A 4502-nucleotide genomic window follows, 5' to 3' on the forward strand; every position below is an offset into this window, starting at 1 on the left:
CGACTGGGCCGAGATGCTCAAGCGCGGCCGCCTGGCCACCGAGCTGTCGGGCGGCTGGATGGCCGGCCAGATGGCCAACTGGGTCGCGCCCAACACCGCCGGAAAATGGCGTATCGCGCAGCTGCCCGAGAACACCTACTGCTCCTACGGCGGCACCTACTACGCCATCCCGCGCCGCTCGGCGCCCGAGCGCAAGCAGCTCGCCTGGCAACTGATCCAGGAGCTGACGCTGGACCGCCAGCGCCAGCTCGAGGCCTTCAAGTCGCAAGACGCCTTCCCGGCCCTGCTGGATGCGCAGCAGGACGCCTTCTTCGACCAGCCGGTACCCTTCCTGGGCGGCCAGCACGCCCGCCTGCTGTGGCGCGACGCCGCGCGGCGCATCCCCGTCGTCAAGATGCACAAGCAGCACAAGTTCGCCGACGAGGTCATCAACGCCGAGCTGGACAACGTGCTGGAGTACGGCAAGCCCATTCCCAAGGCCTTGGAAGACGCCCAGGCCTTGCTGGTTCACCGAGCGAATCGATGAGGGGCTTGTTTTTTCCGAGCGGTAGGTTGTTGCCTGCGCCCAGCCGGGATTTCGTCCCGGCGGCCGACTCACTTTCTTGTGCGGACAAGAAAGTAAGCAAAGAAAYCGCCCCTGCAAAACCGCCCCTGCGGGGTKCCCTGCGATGCTCGAAGCCCRGGGCCGCGCCSAACTCGCGTCGCTACGCTCTGCTCGGACAGGCGTCGCGAAGTCAGTTCTTGAAGCGCGCTGCGCGCGCGCCCTGGGCTTCTGCGCTTCTCGGCGGTTTAGAAGGGGAGCCCCCGAACAGCCGCCAAAGCCAACAGCCAAACCCGAAAGCCAGCTGGTACCGGCTGTTCCTTTACCCCCCCTTTGAGCCCGCCGAGGAGCACAGGACCTTGAGGCCGCGAGCGAAGYTCGCTTCAAGAACTGACTCCGCGCAACTGTTTGACCGCAGCGTAGCGAAGGGAGTTTTGCGCGGGGCCTCAAGGTCCGAGCACCGCAGGGCAGCCCGCTGCGAAGCTCAGGGCCGGGCGGTTCGGGGGCGACTCTTTGCCTTCTTTCTGGTCGCTCAGAAAGAAGGTCGCCCGCCGGGGCGACGTCCCGGCATGGCCATCGGCATCAACCTCCGACAGCTCGCGGAGCGCTGACCTCATGCGCATCCCTGCCTCCTGGACGCCCTACCTCCTGGTCAGCCCCTTCCTGATCCTGTTCGCCGTCTTCGGCCTGTTCCCGCTGCTGTTCTCGGCTTGGCTGGCCTTCCAGTCCTGGGAGCCGACCAGCGGCATAGCCTCGATGAAGTTTGTCGGCCTCGACAACTTCATCTTCGCGTTGACCGACGGCTGGTTCTGGAAGGCGCTGCGCAACACGTTGTGGCTGGCCTTCGCCTCCGGCGCGCCGCAGCATCTTGTGGCGTTGCCGCTGGCCGTCTTCCTGCACCAGGCCTTCGGGCGCTGGCGTGGCCTGTTCTCGGGTGCCTACTTTCTGCCCTACATCACATCCACGGTCGCCATCGCGATGCTGTTCGGTTCGCTGTTCTCGAACGACTACGGGCTGATCAACCAGGCCCTGCACGCGATGTTCGGCATGGAGAACATCAACTGGATGCGCTCCCCCGAGGCCATCAAGCCAGCCATCGCCCTCGTCGTGTTCTGGCGCTACGTCGGCTTCAACCTGGTGCTGTATCTCGCCGCGCTGCAGACCATCCCGAACGACCTCTACCAGGCCGCCAAGCTCGACGGCGCCAACGCCTGGCAGCAGTTCTGGCGCATCACGCTGCCCAGCCTCAAGCCCATGATCCTGTTCGGCGTCACCCTGTCCCTGATCGGCGGRCTGCAGCTGTTCGAGGAGCCCTTCATCCTGACCAATGGCAAGGGCGGTGCCGACCAGCAGGCCATGACGGTGGCCATGTACCTCTACCGCGAGGCCTTCGACTTCAGCGACTTCGGCGGCGCCAGTGCGCTGGCCTGGATCATGTTCGGCGTCATCGCGCTGCTGACCTGGCTGACCAACAAGGCCTTTGCGGACAGGCGGGTGCAGGCATGAAGAGGGTTCCGAAGTACGCGGCCTACGCGGTTGTCGGCGCTGGTGCGCTGATCATGCTGGCGCCGTTCTATTTCATGTTCGTGTTCGCGACCCAGTCGCGCACCGACATCTTCAACGTACCGCCGCCGCTGTTCTTCAGCACCGAGCTGCTCAACAACATCGCCGTGTTGACGACGCGCCTGCCGTTCTGGAAGAACGTCGGCTGGAGCCTCTACGTCGGCCTCATGTCCACGGCGCTGACGCTGCTGTTCTGCTCCATGGCCGGCTATGCCTTCGCGATGCTGGAGTTCCGCTTCAAGAAGGCGCTGTTCGCCCTCGTCATGGGAACCATGATGGTGCCGGCCTTCATGAACATGATCCCGACCTTCATGGTCATGGACACGCTGGGCTGGATAGACACGCACCGGGCCCTGTACCTGCCGGGTGCGGCCAGCGCCTTCGGCATCTTCCTGATGCGCCAGTTCGCCGCGTCCACGGTGCCGCACGAGCTGATCAACGCCGCGCGCATCGACGGCTGCAGCGAGGTGGGCATCTACTGGCGCATCGCGCTGCCGCTGATGAAGCCGGCACTCGGCACGCTCGGCCTCATCACCTTCATCAGTTCATGGAACAACTTCATGAACCCGCTGATCGTCATGCGCACCGCCGATAACTACACGCTGCCGCTGGCCCTGCGCAGCCTTTTCAGCACCACGAGCACCGAATGGGGCGCCCTGATGGCCGGCTCGGCCATCGCGACGCTGCCCCTGCTCGTCCTCTTCGTCATCTCGTCGCGCCAGCTCATCGCCGGCCTCACGGCGGGCGCCGTCAAATAAGAACAGTCCATGAATCCTCTGCACCGCCCTCTGCACCAGCAATTTCCGCCCAATTTTGTGTGGGGCGTCGCCACCAGCAGCTTCCAGATCGAAGGCGCCGCCCACGCGGACGGCAAGGGCGAGTCCATCTGGGACCGCTTTTGCAAGCAGCCCGGCGCGATCGCCGACGCCAGCAACGGCGAAGTGGCATGCGACCACTTCAACCGCCTCGACGAAGACCTCGATCTGATTGCCTCGCTGGGCGTCAACTGCTACCGCTTCTCCATCGCCTGGCCGCGTGTGCAGGCCAACGGTTATGGTGAGTTCAACCCCAAGGGCCTGGACTTCTATGAGCGCCTGGTCGATGGCCTGAAGCAGCGCGGCATCCAGGCCTTCGCGACGCTGAACCATTGGGACCTGCCGCAGGGCCTGCAGGACCGCGGCGGCTGGAACGACCGCGATACGGTGCACCGCTTCGTCGACTACGCCCGCCATGTGCAGGCCCGCATCGGCGACCGCGTCGACGGCATCACCACGCACAACGAGCCCTGGGTCGTCGCCGTGCTGGGCAATGAGCAGGGCAACTTCGCGCCCGGCATCAAGAGCCGCAGAACAGCCATCCAGGTCTGCCACCACCTGCTGCTCAGCCACGGCCTGGCCCTGCAGGCGCTGCGGGCCGACGGCGCCAGGAGCCAGCTCGGCATCGTGCTCAACCTGTCGTCCACCGTGCCGGCCACCGCCATGCCCGAGGACATCGCCGCCGCGGCCATGGCCGACGCCCGCAGCCGCCGCTGGTATGCCGACCCGCTGTTCAAGGGCAGCTATCCCGAGGAGGTGATGGCCGAGCTGGGCGACGACGCCCCGGTTGTGCATGCCGGCGACATGGCGGCAATTGCCCAGCCGATGGACTACCTCGGCGTCAACTACTACACCCGTACCGTCGTGTCGGCGAGCGGCGCGGACTGGAAGCCCGAGGAGCGCGGCCTGCCGGTGTCGGACATGGGCTGGGAGATCTATGCCGACGGCCTGACCGACCTGCTCGTGCTGCTGCACCGCGACTACCCCGGCCTGCCGCCCGTCTACGTGACCGAGAACGGCGGTGCCTTCAAGGACGAGACCCTGGTGGGCGGCCGCGTGCAGGACGACGACCGCATTGCCTACCTGCGCGATCACATCGCGGCGGTAGCCAGCGCCATGCGGCAGGGGGTGCCCATGGCCGGCTACATGGTCTGGAGCCTGATGGACAACTTCGAATGGGCCAGCGGTTACCTGAAGCGCTTCGGTATCGTGCACGTCGACTACGAGACGCAAGCCCGCACGCCCAAGGCCAGCGCCGAGTGGTACCGCGACTTCCTGCGCGATTGGCGGGGATAGGCCCACCCCCTACCGGCTGCGCCGGCCCCCTCGAGGGGGCGTCGCCAGCGGCCTGGCAAAGCCAGTTCCGCGGCGCCCTTGGGAAGGCACGACGCCTGACACGACAACTATGGAGACAAACATGAAACACATCACTCCCGCTCCCAGCCCCTGGCGCCATGTGCTGCCGGCCATCGCCTTCGTGCTGACAGCCTGCGGCGGTGGTGGCGGTTCGGCCACCGCTGCGCCGGCCCCCGCGCCCACCCCCGCGCCGGCCCCAGCGCCATCCAACAGCTGGACCCTGGTCT

3 protein-coding genes and 1 pseudogene are annotated in these 4502 nt (G+C 66.2%); all 4 read left to right on the forward strand.

Translation table 11 applies throughout. From position 1 onward, the window contains the following. Positions 1-526: pseudogene (locus AC1DU6_RS21140) on the forward strand (sugar ABC transporter substrate-binding protein); the annotation flags it as partial. A gap of 630 nt (positions 527-1156) precedes the next feature. Next, positions 1157-2047, forward strand: coding sequence for a carbohydrate ABC transporter permease (locus AC1DU6_RS21145; protein ID WP_477859375.1), 891 nt, complete (start codon positions 1157-1159; stop codon positions 2045-2047). Then, entirely contained in the window at positions 2044-2862 is an 819-nt protein-coding gene (locus AC1DU6_RS21150) for a carbohydrate ABC transporter permease (RefSeq protein ID WP_477859377.1), read from the forward strand. The genes AC1DU6_RS21145 and AC1DU6_RS21150 overlap by 4 nt, the downstream gene beginning before the upstream one ends. A 9-nt stretch (positions 2863-2871) precedes the next feature. Further along, a complete protein-coding gene (locus AC1DU6_RS21155) occupies positions 2872-4215 on the forward strand; it encodes a GH1 family beta-glucosidase (RefSeq protein ID WP_477859379.1) in 1344 nt (447 codons plus the stop codon). The last annotated feature ends 287 nt before the right edge of the window (positions 4216-4502 follow it).

The sequence above is a fragment of the Roseateles sp. P5_B10 genome (genome assembly GCF_056400485.1).

Excerpts from the sequence above, each read along its gene's own strand:
- AC1DU6_RS21150 (WP_477859377.1), top strand. The coding sequence starts at position 2,044 with ATGAAGAGGGTTCCGAAGTACGCGGCCTACGCGGTTGTCGGCGCTGGT.
- AC1DU6_RS21155 (WP_477859379.1), top strand. The coding sequence starts at position 2,872 with ATGAATCCTCTGCACCGCCCTCTGCACCAGCAATTTCCGCCCAATTTT.